The sequence below is a fragment of the Mycobacterium sp. genome, assembly GCF_019243155.1.
Classification (GTDB): domain Bacteria; phylum Actinomycetota; class Actinomycetes; order Mycobacteriales; family Mycobacteriaceae; genus Mycobacterium.
Map to the genome: position 1 here is coordinate 1 of NZ_JAFAUS010000304.1, position 15,982 is coordinate 15,982.

Sequence of the window (15,982 nt, forward strand, 5' to 3'; positions counted from 1 at the left end):
GAGCGGATAGCTTTCAGGCCGAGAGGACTTCGAAGACGAACTCGGAGTTGCCGATCAGGATGTGGTCCCCGTCGGTCAGGGTGGCGCTGGGCGCAATGCGCTGCCCCTGCACCTCGACACCATTGGTCGACCGCACGTCGGTGATCATGAAACCCGTTCCGGTGTCCACGATTACGGCGTGATGCCGGCTGACCTCGGTGTCGTCGACGACGAGGTCGTTGTCGTCCAGACGCCCGATTCGGGTGGTCACGCCGTTCAGCGGAAAAAGCCGACCGGCCTTATCGCGCAGCTGAGCGACCACGGGCTCGGTCGCCAATGCCGTGGCCGATTCCCCGACGATGCTCTGCCTGTGGGTGCTCGGCATCGGGGCCCCGTTGCGCCGTCGGGCGCGGGGCAGTTTCGCGCTCACGGGCTCCTGGCGCAGGATGCGCTCGTGCAGCGCGTTGATCGTCGGGCCCGGGTCGATGCCCAGCCCGTCGGCCAGGGCCGTCTTCAGCCGACGGTAGGCGCCCAGGGCGTCGGACTGGCGTTCGGTGACGTAATAGGCGGTGATCAGCTGCGCCCACAGCGGCTCGCGATAGGGATCGCGCGCGGTGAGCGCTTCCAGCTCACCGATCACGCCGTCGGCGCGTCCGCAGGCGATCTCGGCTTCGGCGCGGGCGGTGTGGACCACCATCCTGTCTTCGAGCAACCGCGCGGCAAATGCGTTGACAAAGGCGAAGTTTCGCAAATCGTCAAGAACCGGTCCCCGCCATTCCGCCAGGGCGGCTGACAAGTGGCTGCTGGCCTCCTCGAACTGGCCCTCGCCGGCGGCACGGACCCCCGCCGCCTTCGCGGTGCGGAAACGGCCGACGTCGCAGTCGGCGTCGGAAACGCTGAGTTGATAGCCCGGCGGCGCACTTGCGAGCACCGCGTACGGATCACCGGCGGCGCCGCGCAGCAGCCGGCGCAGCGTGGAGACATAGGACTGGATGCTGGTGCGCGCCGCCGGCACCGGATCGGATTCCCAGACCGCGTCGATCAGCGCGTCGACCGACACCGGCCGGTTGCGGCTGATCAGGAGCATGGCCAGCACCGCCCGCTGCTTGGGCGCTCCCAACGGCACCGACGTGCCGTTGGCAGTCATCAACAACGGTCCCAAGACGCCAAACCCGAGACCTGTGGTTTTTGTCGCGCTGTCCGACTTCCTGGATTCGGACGGCCATTTACGGACGGCCATGAATCCATTTTGTACGCATGACGGCCTCGGCAGCAGCTTTGGCGAGGTGGGTTGCGCGTTTTGTTACCGGGTCGTCGTAAGCCGCTCCGGCCGGCGGAGGCCGGGCCCGCCAGGTCAGCGCTACGCGGCCCCGCGTCCTCCAAGGACAAAGCGCCGTCGCTTACGATCGAGCCTCGTGCCCCACGACGGTAATGAGCGATCGCAGCGGATCCCCCGGTCGGTGGCTGCCGTCGCGGGGATCGTGGGAGTGCTGCTGTGTGCGATCGTCCCGCTGCTTCCGGTGAAACAGACCACGGCCACCGTGCTGTGGCCGCAGGGGACGGCCGACGGGCACGTCACACAGATCACCGCACCTCTGGTGTCCGGGGCGCCGCGGGCGCTGGACGTCTCCATCCCCTGTTCGGCGATGGCGACCCTGCCTCCCGACGGCGGACTGGTTGTTTCGACCCTGCCGACCGGCGGCGTGGACGCCGGGAAGAACGGGCTCTTCGTGCGTGCCAACAAGGACACGATCGTGGTCGCGTTCCGCGACTCGGTCGCGGCCGTGGCCCAGCGCTCGGCCGTCGCCGCCGGCTCGTGCACCGTGCTGCACGCCTGGGCCGACGCGCACACCACCGGTGCCGACTTCGTCGGCATCCCCGGCGCTGCCGGATCGCTCTCGACGGATAAGAAGCCTCAGGTCGGCGGGATCTTCACCGATTTGAAGGTGCCCGCTCAACCGGGGCTGTCGGCCCGCATCGACGTCGACACCCGGTTCATCCTGTCGCCCTCGACCATCAAAACGATCGCGATGATCCTGGGCGCCCTGGCCGTTCTGACGGCCATCATCGCGATGGCGGCGCTGGACAGCCGCAGCCGTGGCGGCGCCACGCTGATCAACTGGCGATCCCCGATCGCGTGGCTGTCCAGGTACCGCCCCCGCGCGCCGCGGGCCACGTGGTGGCGCGTCGGGGCCGCGACGTGGATCGCGGATGCCGGAGTGATCGCGACACTGTTGCTCTGGCACATCATCGGCGCCACCTCGTCCGACGACGGCTACAACCTGACCATCGCTCGCGTGGCTCCCAAGGCCGGCTACCTCCCCGACTACTACCGCTACTTCGGTACGACGGACGCCCCGTTCGACTGGTACCTCGGGGTGCTGGCCAAGATGGCGTCGGTGAGCACCGCGGGCATCTGGATGCGGTTGCCCGCCACTCTGGCCGGGATCGCGTGCTGGCTCATCATCAGCCACTGGGTGCTGCGCCGGCTGGGACCGGGCCGGGGCGGCCTGGCGGCGAACCGGATCGCGGTCTTCACCGCGGCCGCGGTGTTCGTCGCGGCGTGGTTGCCGTTCAACAACGGGCTGCGGCCTGAGCCGCTGATCGCCCTGGGTGTGCTGGTCACCTGGATGTTGGTGGAACGCGCGATCGCGCTGCAACGACTGGCCCCTGCCGCCGTCGCGATCCTCGTGGCGTTGCTGACCACGACGCTGGCGCCGCAGGGCCTGATCGCCGTCGCCGCGCTGCTGACCGGGGCTCGGGCCGTCGCGCAGATCATCCGGCGCCGACAGGCCACCGACGGCCTGCTGGCGCCCCTGGCCGTGCTGGCGGCGTCGTTTTCGCTGATCACCGTCGTGATGTTTCGCAGTCAGACGCTAGCCACGGCCGCCGAATCGTGGCGCATCAAGTACAAGGTCGGGCCGACGATCGCCTGGTACCAGGACTGGCTGCGCTACTACTTCCTTACCGTCGAGTCGAACCCCGACGGGTCGATGGCGCGGCGATTCGCGGTGCTGTTGCTGCTGTTGTGTCTGTTCGGGATGCTGGTCATCGTGCTGCGCCGCGGCCGGGTGCCCGGGCTGGCCAGCGGCCCGGTGTGGCGGTTGCTCGGCACCACCGCGATCGGCCTGTTGCTGCTGACGTTCACACCCACGAAGTGGGCGGTCCAATTCGGAGCGTTCGCCGGGTTGGCCGGCGCGCTGGGTGCAGTCACCGCGTTCGCCTGCGCCCGGATCGGCCTGCACAACCGTCGCAACCTGACGCTGTACGTGACGGCGCTGCTGTTCGTGCTGGCGTGGGCCACGTCCGGCATCAACGGCTGGTTCTACGTCGGCAACTACGGGGTGCCGTGGTGGGACATCCAGCCCGTCATCGCCAGCCACCCGGTGACGTCGATGTTCCTGACGCTCTCGATCATCACCGGCCTGCTGGCCGCCTGGCAGCACTTCCGCATGGACTACGCCGGCCACACCGAGGTCAAGGACAACCGGCGCAACCGCGTGCTGGCGTCGACGCCGCTGCTGGTGGTCGCGACCATCATGGTGCTCGGCGAAGTCGGCTCCCTGGCCAAGGGCGCGGTGTTCCGCTATCCGCTCTACACCACCGGCAAGGCCAACCTGGCCGCGCTGGCCTCCGGGCTGTCGCCCAGCAGCTGTGCCATGGCGGACGACGTGCTGACCGAGCCCGACCCCAACGCCGGCATGTTGCAGCCCGCGCCGGGACAGACCTTCGGCCCCGACGGCCCGCTCGGCGGCACCAACCCCGTCGGCTTCAAGCCCGACGGCGTGGGCGACGACCTGAGGTCGTACCCGGTGGTGACCAAGCCGGGCGTGGTGAACTCCGACGCGTCCCCCAACAAGCCCAACGCGTCGATGAGCGACTCCGCGGGCACGGCCGGCGGGAAGGGCCCCGTCGGGATGAACGGGTCGCACGCCGCGCTGCCGTTCGGCCTCGACCCGGCCCGCACACCGGTGATGGGCAGCTACGGTGAGAACTCGCTGGCCGCCACGGCGACCTCGGCGTGGTACCAATTGCCGCCCCGCACCCCCGATCGGCCCATCGTGGTGATCTCCGCCACCGGCGCCATCTGGTCCTACAAGGAGGACGGCAACTTCACCTACGGGCAGCAGCTGAAACTGCAGTGGGGCGTTGCCCGCCCCGACGGCACCACCCAGCCGCTCGCGGAGGTGTATCCGATCGACATCGGCCCCGAGCCGGCCTGGCGCAATCTGCGGTTTCCGCTGACCTGGGCGCCGCCGGAAGCCAACGTGGCACGCATCGTCGCCTACGACCCCAACCTGAGCTCAGAGCAGTGGTTCGCGTTCACACCGCCGCGCGTCCCGGTGCTGCAGACCCTGCAGCAGTTGATGGGATCGCACACCCCCGTGCTGATGGACATCGCGACGGCCGCAAACTTCCCGTGCCAGCAGCCGTTCTCCCAACACCTTGGCGTCGCCCAACTTCCGCAGTACCGCATCCTGCCCGACCACAAGCAGACGGCGGCGTCGTCGAACGGGTGGCAGGCCAGCGAGGCCGGCGGTCCGTTCCTGATCACCCAGGCGATGCTGCGCACCTCGACCGTCTCGACGTATCTGCGCGGCGACTGGTATCGCGACTGGGGATCGGTCGAGCAGTATTACCCGTTGGTGCCCAGTGATCTGGCGCCCAATGCCGTCATCGAACAGGGTGTGATGACCGTGTACGGCTGGAGCCGACAAGGACCGATTCGGGCACTGCCATGACCGTCGTCCACGAGGAAACACGAGAGCTCGGCCGTACCCGCGATGACGTTCGCGTGACGCGTTGGGTCGCGACGATCGCCGGGTTGATCGGTTTCGTCCTGTCGGTCGCGACGCCACTGCTGCCCGTCGTGCAGACCACCGCGACGCTGAACTGGCCGCAGAACGGCCAACTGAACAGCGTTACGGCGCCGCTGATTTCGCTGACGCCGGTCGACGTGACGGTAACCGTGCCCTGTTCCGTCGTGCGCGCCCTGCCGCCCGAGGGCGGAGTGGTGCTGAGCACGGCGCCCAAGAAGGGCAAGGACGCCGCGCTCAACGGGCTGTTCGTCGTGGCCAACAGCAAGCGCGTCGACGTCACCGACCGCAACGTGGTGATCGCCAGCGTGCCGCGGGATCAGGCGGAAGGAGCCGCAGGCGCCGCCGGATGTTCCAGCATCGAGATCACCTCAACTAAATCCGGCGCCTACGCCACCTTCGTCGGGCTGACCGATCCGGCGGGCAAGCCGGTACGCGGGGGCTTCCCCGATCCCAACCTGCGCCCGCAGATCGTCGGGGTGTTCACGGATCTGACCGGTCCGGCCCCGCCGGGCCTGAAGCTCTCGGCGACGATCGACACCCGGTTCTCCACCACACCGACGACCCTGAAACTGGTCGCGATGGTGCTGGCGATCGTGTCCACCATCGTCTCGCTCGTCGCGCTGTGGCGCCTCGACCAGCTGGACGGTCACCGGATGCGCCGGCTGATCCCGGCGAACTGGCGCACCTTCACGTTGGCCGACGCCACGGTGATCTTCGGCTTCTTGCTCTGGCACGTGATCGGGGCGAACTCGTCGGACGACGGCTACATCCTGGGCATGGCCCGCGTCGCCGGTCCCGCCGGCTACATGTCCAACTACTTCCGCTGGTTCGGCAGCCCCGAAGACCCGTTCGGCTGGTACTACAACCTGCTGGCGCTGATGACCAAGGTCACCGACGCCAGCTTGTGGATGCGGTTGCCGGACCTGGTCGCCGGGCTGGTGTGCTGGCTGCTCCTGTCGCGTGAGGTGCTGCCCCGACTGGGGCCCGCCGTGGCGGGAAGCAAGGCGGCGAACTGGGCGGCGGGCATGGTGCTGCTGGCCGCGTGGATGCCGTTCGACAACGGCCTGCGCCCGGAGGGCCAGATCGCCGTCGGCTCGCTGATCACCTACGTGCTGATCGAGCGTTCGATGCGCTACAGCCGCCTGACACCGGCGGCGCTCGCGGTGGTCGCCGCCGCGTTCACGCTCGGCATCCAGCCCACCGGCCTGATCGCCGTCGCCGCACTGGTCGCCGGTGGCCGCCCGATCCTGCGGATTCTGGTGAAGCGCCATCGCCTGGTCGGCACCTGGCCGCTGGTGGCCCCGATGCTGGCGGCCGGGTTCGTCATCCTGACCGTGGTGTTCGCCGACCAGACGTTGTCAACGGTGTTGGAAGCCACCAGGATTCGCACCGCGATCGGTCCCAGCCAGGCGTGGTACACCGAGAACCTGCGCTACTACTACCTGATCCTGCCCACCGTCGACGGTTCGGCGTCGCGCCGGTTCGGCTTCCTGATCACCGCGTTGTGTCTGTTCACCGCGATGTTCATCATGTTGCGGCGCAAGCGAGTTCCCGGTGTGGCGCGCGGTCCGGCGTGGCGACTGATGGGTGTCATCTTCGGCACCATGTTCTTCCTGATGTTCACCCCGACCAAGTGGGTGCACCACTTCGGGTTGTTCGCCGCGGTGGGCGCGGCGATGGCCGCGCTGGCGACCGTGCTGGTGTCGCATGAGGTGCTGCGCTCGTCGCGCAACCGGATGGCGTTCCTGGCGGCGGTGTTGTTCATCTTGGCGCTCTGTTTCGCCACCACCAACGGTTGGTGGTATGTGTCCAGTTACGGCGTCCCGTTCAACAGCAGCATGCCGAAAATCGACGGAATCACAATCAGCACAATTTTTTTCGCGCTGTTTGTGCTCGTCGCGCTGTACGCGGCGTACTTGCACTTCGCATCGAGGGGCCATGGCGAAGGACGGCTGGCGCGGGCGTTGACCGCTGCACCCGTCCCGCTGGCGGCCGGATTCATGGCGCTGGTGTTCGTGGCGTCGATGGTGGCCGGCATCGTTCGTCAGTACCCGACCTACTCCAACGCCTGGGACAACCTGCGGGAGTTCTCCGGAGGCTGCGGGCTGGCCGACGACATCCTCGTCGAGCCGGACAGCAACGCCGGCTTCATGCCGCCTTTCCCGGGCAACTACGGCGCGTTGGGCGCGCTGGGCGGTGTCAACCCGACCGGGTTCACCCCCAACGGTGTGCCGGACCGCACCCTGGCCGAGTCGGTCAAGGAGACGTCGGTGCCACAGCCCGGCACCGACTACGACTGGGATGCGCCGCTCAGGCTGACGACGCCGGGCATCAACGGATCGACGGTGCCGCTGCCCTACGGCCTGAACCCCGCTCAGGTTCCGCTGGCCGGCAGCTTCACAACCGGCGCGCAACAGCAGAGCAGGCTCACCTCGGCGTGGTACCAGCTGCCGAAGCCGGACCCCGGCCATCCCCTCGTGGTGGTCACCGCGGCGGGCACGATCACCGGCAACAGCGTGCTGCACCACCACACCGAAGGCCAGACCGTCGTGCTGGAATTCGGCAGGTCCGGGCCCGGCGGCGACCTCGTGCCCGGCGGTCGCCTGGTGCCCTACGACCTGTACGGGGAGCAACCCAAGGTGTGGCGGAACCTGCGCTTTCCCCGCTCGCAGATCCCGGACGACGCGGTCGCGGTGCGGGTGGTGGCCGAGGACCTGTCCCTGACACCGGACGACTGGATCGCGCTGACCCCACCGCGGGTGCCGGAGGTGCGCTCGCTGCAGGAGTACATCGGCTCGAGGCAGCCGGTGCTCCTGGACTGGGCCGTCGGGCTGGCCTTCCCGTGTCAGCAGCCGATGCTGCACGTCAACGGCGTCACCGAGATCCCGAAGTTCCGCATCACCCCGGACTACAACGCCAAGAAGCAGGACACCGACACCTGGCAGGACGGCGTCAACGGCGGCCTGCTGGGCATTACCGACCTGCTGCTGCGTGCGCATGTGATGTCCACCTATCTGTCCCGCGACTGGGGTCGTGACTGGGGCTCGCTGCGCAAGTTCGACACGATTGCCGACGCCCATCCCGCAGAACTCGACCTGAGTACCGCGACCCGCACCGGATGGTGGTCGCCCGGGCAGATACGGATCAAGCCTTAAACGTTTTCATGATCGTTAATAAATGGTCGATGAAGTAATTCAGCAAAGGTCGAATAACGGCGCTGAATTTACGTTTGAGTAATTTGCGAGCGCGTGTTTAATTTCGCGTGCGCGGGTCAATACATATCCCGCTGTGATCCGGTTCACAGTCGGACAAAGTGGGGGCCCGATGCGCACTCTTACACGCTTGGGGGCGTGCACGACGGCGATCGCGGCGCTGGTCTGTCCGGCGGCGACCTTGGGAATTCCCGGCGCGGCCGCCGAGAACGGCACCATCGTCGTCCTCGACGCCAAACTTCGCCGGTGCGATTTCAGCCTGGTGAGCACCGCGGTGAAGGTGCCGCATCCGATGCTCGCCACCGGCTCGGCCACCGTTCGCCGGTCCGGCTCGATGGCGGTCGCTGACGTGCATCTGGTGGACGAACCCGAACCCGGCACCCATTTCGACGTCGGGCTGATCCAGGAACCGCGGCCGTCGTCGGCCAACTGCGGCCCCGGGGATCCGGGCACCGCCTTCACCGGTTTGGACACCGACGCCACGGGCAGCGGCAATGCGACCGTTCAAGACACCATTCGGTCGGGCACCACGGGGGTCTGGGTGATTGTCGAACAGCGGAACCCGAATTCGCAGAGTCCGGCCGAGTTCTATACGTCCGAGTTTGTGGCTCCCGTATAGATCCGCTTTGTCTTAGTCGGTCGGATAGTCGACGTTGATGGGCTTCTCCGCAACGTCGAAGAGTTAAGGTTGCGCAGCAGTTCGAAAGCAGCAAATCCCATTGATCGTCAAACGTTTCATCGGAATGTCCTCAGGTGCGCCCGCTGGTGTCACGGCTCTCGTGGAGCCCGAGGCCGAACGCCCTGACCGATCGGGACTTCTGCCCCTATCCGAAAGCTTGGGCCGAATGTTGCGATGTGGGGACTAAAGACGACCGGCGCCAGGCTTTCTTGTCGGTGGCCAACGGCATGATCGGGCTGTATCCGCGTGACCAGCACGGTGCCGAGGAGGGATTTGTGACGACCGCACCCGACGACGCGGATCAGGTCCTGGCCCGGACCGACATCCTGCAATGCGTCGAGCCAAGCGCCGCAACGGCTTTGATCAAGCAGCTGCATCCAGCCGAATTCCGTTCGGGCCAAATCATTTTCAACCAGGGCGATCCGGGCGATCGGGTCTACTTCGTCATCGCCGGCAGGGTGAAACTCACCCTTCGCGGCCCCGCCGACCGCACCAACCTGCGGGCGATCATGGGGCCCACGGACATCTTCGGCGAACTGGCCGTCTTTGACCCCGGCCCCCGGACCTGCACCGCCACAGCGATCAACCACGTGCGAACGATGTGGTTGGACCGCGCCGCGCTGCGCGGTTGGATGGCGTGCGAGCCGGCAATCACCGAGCGGCTGCTGCAAGTCCTGTCCCGGCGGCTGCGCGATACCGACGACGAACTGGTCGAGTTGGTTTCCAGCGACGTGGCCGCCCGGGTGGCTCGCCAGTTGTTGGTGCTGGCAAGACGATTCGGCACGCGTGAGGGCGACGCGTTGCGGGTCGTGCACGAGCTCAGCCAGGACGAGATGGCCCAACTCGTAGGGGCCGACCGGGTAACGGTGAATAAGGCGCTGCGCGGCTTCGCGACCCGCGGGTGGATCGTCGTGGAGGGCAGAAGCGTGCTGATCCTGCACGTCGAGGCGCTGACCCGCCGCGCCGGTGCCGGTGCTGGTGGACCCGCCCCGAATCGCCGAAAACGCCCGCTCCGCGCGAGCGCCTGAGCACCGAGTTGGGCGCGTAGCGTCTCAGCCATGAGCGACTACGCCCCGGAGGCGGTGGACCGGCTGCCGTTCTCCACCGAAGAGAAGTCGCAGCGCTACGAGACGGACAACTACCGCGGGGCCGTAGGGCTCAACTGGTATCGCACCGATCCCACGCTGCAGTCCACCATGGCCTACTACCTGCAGCCCGAGGAGATGGAACTCGCCGAGCGGCACCTGACGCGGATCGGTGAGCTGATGGGCGGACCGGTGGCGCGCTGGGCCGACGAGACGGACCGCAACCCGCCGCGGCTGGAGCGCTACGACCGGTGGGGGCACGACGTCAGCCAGGTGATCATGCCGACGTCGTTCACGCAGTCCAAGCGGGCGGTCCTGGACGCGCAGCAGGCACTGCGCACCGAGGCGCGCGCGGCGAAAATCAGCTCGTCGCTGACGATGTTCGCGTCGAACTATCTGCTCAACCAGGCCGACATCGGGATGGGCTGTGTGCTTGGCACCGGCGGCGGCATGGTCCAGTCGTTGGTGGCCGCCTACGCGCCGGCCGACGTGCGCGAGCACGTGCTGGCCAAATTCGCCTCCGGCGAGTGGGCGGGCGAGACGGCGCAGCTGCTCACCGAGCGCACCGGCGGCTCCGACCTCGGGGCGCTCGAGACGACCGCGACCCCAAGCGGCGATTCGTGGATTCTCAACGGCTTCAAGTGGTTTGCCTCCAACTGCGCCGGCCAGGCGTTTGTCGTGTTGGCCAAACCCGAAGGCGCCCCGGACTCGAGCCGCGGCGTCGCCAACTTCCTGGTGCTGCGCACCCGCCGCGACGGTTCGCGCAACGGCGTGCGGGTGCGCCGCCTAAAGGACAAGCTCGGCACCCGCTCGGTCGCCTCCGGCGAGGTGGAATTCGTTGACGCCGAAGCGTTTTTGCTCTCCGGTGAGCCCGCCTCCGACTCCGGCCCGTCCGACGGCAAGGGACTCGGGCGCATGATGGAGCTGACCAACGCCGCGCGCCTGGGCATCGCCCTGTTCGGGCTCGGCAACGCGCGGCGTGCGCTCGTCGAGTCGCTGTGCTACGCCCGGCAGCGCCGGGCCTTCGGCGGGGCACTGGTCGACAAGCCGCTGATGCGGCGCAAGCTCGCCGAGATGATCGTCGACGTCGAAGGCGCGATGGCGCTGGTGTTCGACGGCACCGGCGCCACCAATCACCGGCAGCCGCGCGGGATGCGGCAACGCATCGCCGTGCCGGTCACCAAACTGAAGGTGTGCCGGCTCGGAATCACCGCGGCCTCCGACGCGATCGAGATCCACGGCGGCAACGGTTATATCGAAAACTGGCCGGTGGCAAGGCTTTTGCGGGACGCGCAGGTGAATACCATCTGGGAGGGGCCCGACAACATCCTGTGCCTGGACGTGCGGCGCGGCATCGAGCAGACCCGCGCCCACGAGACGCTGCTGGCCCGGCTGCGCGATGCCGTGTCGGTCTCCGACGACGACGAGACCACCCGCCTGGTCGCCGGGCGCATCGAGGACCTCGACGCGGCGATCACCGCTTGGACCAAGCTCGACAGGGAGGTCGCTGAGGCGCGGCTGTTCCCGCTGGCCCAATTCATGGGCGATGTGTATGGGGCGGCGCTGCTCACAGAACAGGCCGCTTGGGAGCGAGCCACCTGCGGCGGCGACCGCAAGACGCTGGTCGCCCGCCTCTACGCACAGCGCTATCTCGCCGATCGCGGGCCGCTGCGCGGCATCGATACCGACTCCGACGAGGCATTGGAGCGGTTCGACGAACTCGTCGACGGCGCGCTGGCGACATAGCGACTTAGCAGTGCCGCCGGGCGTCGTAGGCTGAGTGCCGTCCAAGTCGACGCCGGAGGCGAGGGAGCCATGACCGAACGCATCGAGATCGAACGCACCATCTCCGCATCCCCGGCCGATGTCTTCGCCGTGTTGTGCGACCCGCAGGGCCACGTCGCCATCGACTCCTCCGGAATGCTGCAGGACGCCGACGGCGCTCCGGTCAGCGCCGCCGGTGACAGCTTCGTCGTGCACATGGATCGCGAAGCGCTCAACGATTACCCGCAGCTGGGCAAATACGATGTCACGGTCAGTATCAAGGACTTTGAGCCCGATCAGCTGATTTCGTGGACCGTCCTCGGGCAGCTCCGCCCGCAGATCGGTCACGTGTACGGCTACCAGCTGAAGCCGACCGACGACGGGACCGGCACCGTCGTGACGTCGTTCTACGACTGGTCGGAAATCGACCCGACATGGCGGGAGGCCGGGATCTTCCCGGTGATCTCCGAAACCGCCCTGCGCGCGACTCTGGGCATCCTCGACCGAACGGTCCGCCGGGGCTACCCGCGGGGCTGAGTGCCTAAATCGGGATCAGGCCATGCTTGCGGGCGGTGCGGAAATACAGTTGCTTGTCCCGCAACAGACGCAGCGATTTGCGGAGCAGTAGCCGAGTCTCGTGTGGGTCGATGACCGAGTCGATGAACCCACGCTCGGCGGCGGTCCACGGGATCGCCATGTTGAGGTTGTATCCCTCGATGAAGTCCTTCTTGATCTGCTGCGCCTCGGGCGTGGTCGGGTCGGGGAAGCGCTTCATCAGCAGCTGCGCGGCGCCCTCAGCGCCGATCACCGCGATGCGCGCGGTGGGCCAGGCGAAGTTGAAGTCGGCGGTCAACTGCCGCGACCCCATCACGGCGTAGGCACCCCCATAGGACTTGCGGACGGTGATCGTCACCTTCGGCACGTCAGCCTCGACCACGGAGTAGAGGAAGCGCCCACCGCGCTTGATGATGCCCCTCTTCTCCTCCTCGGCGCCCGGCAGGAAGCCGGGGGTATCCACCACGAAGACGAGCGGGATGTTGAACGAGTCGCAGAACCGGATAAACCGCGCCGCCTTGTCGGAAGCCTCGTTGTCGATCGACCCGGACATGTACATGGGCTGGTTGGCGACCACCCCCACGGGGTGGCCGTCGACGCGCGCGTATCCGGTGATGATGGCCGGCCCGTGCTGCGCGGCGACGTCCAAGAAGTCGCCGTCGTCGAAGATGCGCAGCAGGATCTCGTGCATGTCGTAGGCCATGTTGTCGGAGTCCGGCACGATCGTGTCGAGTTCCAGGTCAGTCGGAGTGATCTCCGGCTCCAGGCCGGGGTTGACGATCGGCGCCTGGGAGAAGACGTTTGACGGCAGGAACGACAGGTAGTCCCGGACGTACTGGAACGCGGCTGCCTCGGAGTCGACGACCTGGTGAATGTTGCCGTAGCCGGCCTGGGCGTCGGAGCCGCCGAGCTCGTCCAGGCTGACCTCTTCGCCGGTGACTTCCCGGATCACGTCGGGCCCGGTGACGAAGAAGTAGCCCTGGTCGCGCACGGAGACGAGCAGGTCGTCCTGGATCGGCACGTACACCGCCCCGCCGGCGCACTTTCCGAAAATCAGGGAGATCCGCGGCACCAGCCCGGAGAGCGACTCCTGGCGGCGGCCCAACTCGGCGTACCACGCCAGTGAGGTGACCGCGTCCTGAATCCGGGCGCCGCCGGAGTCCTGGATTCCGATGATCGGGCACCCGACCATCGCGCACCACTCCATCAGCCGGGCCACCTTGCGGCCGAACATCTCGCCGACCGTGCCCTGGAAGACCGTCTGGTCGTGGGAGAACACGCCGACCGGCCGTCCGTCGATCATCGCGTGGCCGGTGACGCACCCGTCGCCGTACAGCGCGTTCGGGTCGTTCGGCGTCTTGGCCAGCGCCCCGGTCTCCATGAAGGTGCCGGGATCGACCAGCGCGTAGATGCGGGCGCGGGCGCTCGGGATGCCCTTCTTGTCGCGCTTGGCGACGGCCTTCTCACCACCGGGCTCTTTGGCAAGCTCCAGGCGGGCGTGGAGCTCTGCCAGCTTCTCGGCCGTCGTGTGTGGGTTGGTCTGCCCTGAAGCCGGCACGGTCTCCGTCACTACTTGCCTACCTCACTCGTCCGGGGGCGCCCCGCCTCGATGCCGTCGAGCGCCTCGGTCATGTGTGCACCGACCTTGGCGATGATCGGCTCGTCGATGGCCTGGATGTGCTCGCCACCGATCGGCACCACCTCTAGGTCGGCCACGTACTTGCCCCAGCCGCCATCCGGTTGCCGAACGGCGTACCGAGGCTCGAACATGATCGCGTCGTCATGGTAGCGATCGGCCATGTAGAGCGTGACATGCCCGTCGTACGGCTCGATCTGAGCGGTGTCGATGGCCCGGTTGTCCAGGTACGACGTGCGCTGGTGCTCGATGATCCCGGCCGGGATCTGCACACCGCTCTGGCTGACGGCGTCGAGCACAAAGCGTATCTGGCCCTCGTCGTCAAGCTCCTCGAGCTGCTCGTACGGGATCTCCGGGATGGTGACGTTGAACGTCTTCTCGGCGAACCGGGCGTAGCGGTCCCAGCGCTTGCGGACCTCTTCCTTGGTCTGCGGGACTTCCTCACCGGCGCGCACCGCGTCGATCAGGCCCACCCAGCGGACGTCCTTGCCCAGCCGCTTGAGGCCGATCGCGCACGCGTAGGCCAGCACCCCGCCCAGCGACCAGCCGGCCAGGATGTAGGGCCCGTCGCCCTGCATCTCGATCAGCTTGGGCACGTAGGCCGCCGCGCGCTCCTCGATGGAGCCTTCGACCCGTTCCAGGCCGTACATCGGGGTGTCGGACGGCAGCCGGCTGAGCAACGGCTCGTACACCACCGTCGACCCGCCGGCCGGGTGGAACACGAACACCGGCACCCGCGACGCTTCCTTGGGCCCCTCGGGCCGCGGCCGCAAAGTGCGGACGAACCCGTCGATCTGGCCGGCCTCGAAGTAGTTGCGCAGCTTCTCGGCCAGCGCCTCGATGTTCTCCGACGTCAGCACGTCCTCGGCGCTGATCGGCCCCTCGGCACGCTCGGAGAGGCGGCGCGCCATCTTGGCCGCGGTGTCGTCGTCGAGCTTGGGCAGCGGGTTGAAGATGCCGCCCGGCGACTTGCCCGTGACGATCGCCCAGGTGGCGAAGGTGACCCGCTCCGCGGCGTCGCGCGGCGGTACGTCGGAGTTGAGCGCCTTGGCCACCGCCTGCTGGTTGAGCGCCTCGGCGGCACCGGTCAGGTTCGGCTTCCCGTTGGTCTGACCGGGACCCGACGGGTCGGTCGGCGGCGGGGGAACCGGCGTGTCCGAAACGTGCGCGGGCGCTTGGGTTTCCGGCTCGGCTTGGGGGTCCGGTGCAGGTGCGGTCACCGAGCTGGGCGTGGCGCCGCTGACCATCTCCGCTTGCGCCTTGGCGATCTCCTCAGCGGTCTGCGTCTTCTGGTACTCGGCCAGCTGCTCGACCTCGTCGCGGTGCTCGATCGCGTACTCGATCAGCTTCTCCACGTTGTAGAGGTTGGCGTCGCGGACCGCGGTCAGCTGAATGGGCGGCAGGTCGAAGTCGTATTCGACGCGGTTCTTGATCCGCACCGCCATCAGTGAGTCGAGGCCCAGCTCGATCAGCGGCACCTCCCATGGCAGATCCTCAGGCTCGTAACCCATGGCCGCCGAGACGATCATGCCGAGCCGTTCGGCGATGGTCTCGCCGGAATCCGGTGACCAACGGCCCACACTGCTCGGCAGGTAGCGGTTGGTCAGACTGTCCGACAGCGTTTCGGCGTCGGTCACCTCGACCGGCGCCGCGGGGGCGTCGGGCTGGGCAACCGTCACCGGGGCCGCCGCGATCGTGGCACCCGCGCCCACCGCGGTCGGCAACGCCGCCACGGTCTGACCGGCCCGGGCCACCAGCGCGTCGTAGACCAGGGTGAACGACTCGTCGATGCGGGCGTGCACCTGAATCGACGCACCGCCCGGATGCCGGGTCATCGTCGTCACCAGCCGTGCGCCGGCGCCGGGCACCGCGCGCTGCTCGGACGCCGCCAGCTGGGCATCCGGAAGTACTTGCGTGGCAGCCGATTTCACCAGCGCGGCCAGGTCCGTCGAACCGTTGCGCGGCGCGTACTCCCAGACGTGCCTGCCGTCCGGCAGCGCGACATGGGTCCCCGGCATGATGACCGAGCCGTCGCCGGAGAAGTGCACGTCGAGCCAGTGCTCTTTGCGCTTGAACCGGGTCGGCGGGATGTTCGCGTAATCCTCGGGGCCCTGCGCGCGGCTGAACAGCGTCCGGATGTCGAGGTCGTGGCCGTAGACGTAGAGCTGGGCCATGGCCGAAATCATCGACTCGACGTCGTCCTGCTTGCGGGCCAGCGTCGCGATCAGTTGGGCGTCATGCAGACCCGCGGC

9 protein-coding genes are annotated in these 15,982 nt (G+C 67.8%); 6 read left to right on the top strand and 3 right to left on the bottom strand.

Annotated elements, in window-relative coordinates; translation table 11 throughout:
* Positions 1 to 13: 13 nt before the first annotated feature.
* Entirely contained in the window at positions 14 to 1,126 is a 1,113-nt protein-coding gene (locus tag JOZ00_RS15240; RefSeq protein ID WP_293344915.1) for a BTAD domain-containing putative transcriptional regulator, read from the bottom strand.
* Between the two features lie 268 nt (positions 1,127 to 1,394).
* Here JOZ00_RS15240 and JOZ00_RS15245 point away from each other — a divergent pair, with 268 nt between their 5' ends.
* The 6 genes from JOZ00_RS15245 (at position 1,395) to JOZ00_RS15270 (ending at position 12,076) form a co-directional block, all read left to right on the top strand.
* Positions 1,395 to 4,721, top strand: coding sequence for an arabinosyltransferase domain-containing protein (locus tag JOZ00_RS15245; protein WP_293344917.1), 3,327 nt, complete (start codon positions 1,395 to 1,397; stop codon positions 4,719 to 4,721).
* Positions 4,718 to 7,954, top strand: a complete 3,237-nt coding sequence (locus tag JOZ00_RS15250; protein ID WP_293344919.1) for an arabinosyltransferase domain-containing protein — start codon at positions 4,718 to 4,720, stop codon at positions 7,952 to 7,954. The genes JOZ00_RS15245 and JOZ00_RS15250 overlap by 4 nt, the downstream gene beginning before the upstream one ends.
* 169 nt (positions 7,955 to 8,123) lie before the next feature.
* The gene (locus JOZ00_RS15255) at positions 8,124 to 8,630 is read left to right on the top strand and encodes a hypothetical protein (protein ID WP_293344921.1); all 507 of its coding nucleotides are present in this window, start codon (positions 8,124 to 8,126) and stop codon (positions 8,628 to 8,630) included.
* 236 nt (positions 8,631 to 8,866) lie between these two features.
* Positions 8,867 to 9,718 (top strand): Crp/Fnr family transcriptional regulator, encoded by an 852-nt coding sequence (locus tag JOZ00_RS15260; RefSeq protein WP_366022331.1) that lies wholly within the window; start codon positions 8,867 to 8,869, stop codon positions 9,716 to 9,718.
* A 30-nt stretch (positions 9,719 to 9,748) separates the two neighbouring features.
* Positions 9,749 to 11,521 carry an acyl-CoA dehydrogenase family protein gene (locus JOZ00_RS15265; protein ID WP_293344923.1) on the top strand — a complete coding sequence of 591 codons (1,773 nt, stop codon included), beginning with the start codon at positions 9,749 to 9,751 and terminating at the stop codon, positions 11,519 to 11,521.
* A 69-nt stretch (positions 11,522 to 11,590) separates the two neighbouring features.
* Complete coding sequence (locus JOZ00_RS15270; RefSeq protein ID WP_293344925.1) at positions 11,591 to 12,076, top strand: polyketide cyclase; 486 nt, start codon at positions 11,591 to 11,593, stop codon at positions 12,074 to 12,076.
* A gap of 4 nt (positions 12,077 to 12,080) precedes the next feature.
* Here JOZ00_RS15270 and JOZ00_RS15275 read toward each other — a convergent pair whose 3' ends face one another.
* Both JOZ00_RS15275 and JOZ00_RS15280 read right to left on the bottom strand, forming a co-directional pair.
* Entirely contained in the window at positions 12,081 to 13,652 is a 1,572-nt protein-coding gene (locus JOZ00_RS15275) for an acyl-CoA carboxylase subunit beta (protein WP_293344931.1), read from the bottom strand.
* An 11-nt stretch (positions 13,653 to 13,663) separates the two neighbouring features.
* A partial coding sequence (locus JOZ00_RS15280; protein WP_293344927.1) for a thioesterase domain-containing protein occupies positions 13,664 to 15,982 on the bottom strand: 2,319 nt, incomplete at its 5' end.

Bases quoted from the DNA above. Each gene is read 5' to 3' on its own strand.
- JOZ00_RS15240 (WP_293344915.1), bottom strand. From the start codon at position 1,126: ATGACTGCCAACGGCACGTCGGTGCCGTTGGGAGCGCCCAAGCAGCGG.
- JOZ00_RS15250 (WP_293344919.1), top strand. From the start codon at position 4,718: ATGACCGTCGTCCACGAGGAAACACGAGAGCTCGGCCGTACCCGCGAT.
- JOZ00_RS15255 (WP_293344921.1), top strand. From the start codon at position 8,124: ATGCGCACTCTTACACGCTTGGGGGCGTGCACGACGGCGATCGCGGCG.
- JOZ00_RS15265 (WP_293344923.1), top strand. From the start codon at position 9,749: ATGAGCGACTACGCCCCGGAGGCGGTGGACCGGCTGCCGTTCTCCACC.
- JOZ00_RS15270 (WP_293344925.1), top strand. From the start codon at position 11,591: ATGACCGAACGCATCGAGATCGAACGCACCATCTCCGCATCCCCGGCC.